The following is a 1,463-nucleotide window of genomic DNA, read 5'->3' on the forward strand; positions in this document are numbered from 1 at the left end:
CGATCGCCGTGCAGGCCGCCCTGCGGCTGACCGGCAGCACCGTCGGCGGACCGCTGTTGGACATTCCGGTCGGCACCGTCATCCTCGCCGAGGCCCGCTGCGAGCGCCCCCTCGGCCCGTCGCCGACCCCGAGCGCCACGCAGCCCACACCCGCGCCGACGCAGCCCACCGCCGGCCCCACGGGCGCGCCGACACAGCCGCCGACGGTCAGCCCGACGGTCATCCCGACGCTGCCGGTCACCGGCGGTGACGCCGCCGGCCTGTGGTGGCTGTTGGGCACCGGGGCCGCCATGGTCGGCGTCGGCACCGCGGCCCGCGTGGTCCTGCGCAGGACCCGGACGTCGCTGGACGCCTGACAGCGACACCTGACCGCCACCTGAGGGGGTTGCCGACCGGAGGGTCGGCAACCCCCTCAGCGCCACGGGCGTACGGTCACCACTTCGCGACGGCGATCTCCGTGGCCCGGGCCACGAGGGCGTCGTCGTGGCTGGCGTCCTCGGCCTCGCGACGGTGCCGAGCCGGGCGACTCGCCGCGCTGGCCGCCTGTCCTGCCCGGCGTTGATTCGCGCGTCGCCGATGGTGACGGTGGTTTCAGCTGTACGTTATCGTTGCCAGCGTGCAGCGAGACTCGACCCGGGAGCGGATCATCAGGGCCGCGTACGACCTGCTGACCGGCGGCGGTCGTGAGGCTGTCTCCACCCGCGCCGTGTGCGCCGCCTCGGGGGTGCAGTCGCCGACCATCTACCGGCTGTTCGGCGACAAGCAGGGCCTGCTCGACGCGGTGGGCGTCCACGGCTTCCAGGAATACCTGTCCGACAAGGCCAATCTCGCGGCGACCGACGACCCGGTGGAGGACCTGCGGCGCGGGTGGGACGTGCATGTCCGTTTCGGCGTCGAGAACCCCGCGCTCTACGCGCTGATCTACGGCGACGCCCGCCCCGGCGTCGAGACGCCCGCCGCGCGACAGGCCTCCGCCGTGCTCGCCGAGCGGGTCAGCCGCATCGCCCAGGTCGGCAGACTGCGCGTCAGCGAGCCGCGGGCCGCCCACCTGGTCCACGCCGCCGGGTGCGGGCTGACCTTCACCCTCATCTCCCTGCCCGAGGACGAGCGGGATCCGATGTTGTCGACGCTGGCCCGTGAGTCGATCATCGCGACGGTCACCACCGACGGCGGTTCCCACTCCGGCGACACCGGCCCGACCAGCGTCGCGGTCGCACTGTGCGCCGTGGCGCCTCAGCTCACCGCGCTGACGGAGGCGGAACGGGGCCTGCTGAGGGAGTGGATGAACAGGATCGCCACCAACGACTAGTGCGGTGTCCACTAACGTTCACCGGGTTTCCGGTGGTCGTTGTGGATCCTCGCCTTTCGAGCGAGCGACTCCCCACGAATGTGGTGGGGCGGGCCTCCGCGGGCCAACTGATCCTCGCGCCGTCATCGCGGGGCGGCGGGGATCACGCCGGGAC

1 protein-coding gene and 1 pseudogene are annotated in these 1,463 nt (G+C 73.1%); both read left to right on the forward strand.

The features are described from left to right. Positions 1-356: pseudogene (locus tag NCC78_RS31660) on the forward strand (hypothetical protein); the annotation flags it as partial. A gap of 260 nt (positions 357-616) precedes the next feature. Beyond that, the gene (locus NCC78_RS31665; RefSeq protein ID WP_250799119.1) at positions 617-1,309 is read left to right on the forward strand and encodes a TetR/AcrR family transcriptional regulator; all 693 of its coding nucleotides are present in this window, start codon (positions 617-619) and stop codon (positions 1,307-1,309) included. The last annotated feature ends 154 nt before the right edge of the window (positions 1,310-1,463 follow it).

It is taken from the genome of Micromonospora phytophila, assembly GCF_023656545.1.
Classification (GTDB): domain Bacteria; phylum Actinomycetota; class Actinomycetes; order Mycobacteriales; family Micromonosporaceae; genus Micromonospora; species Micromonospora phytophila.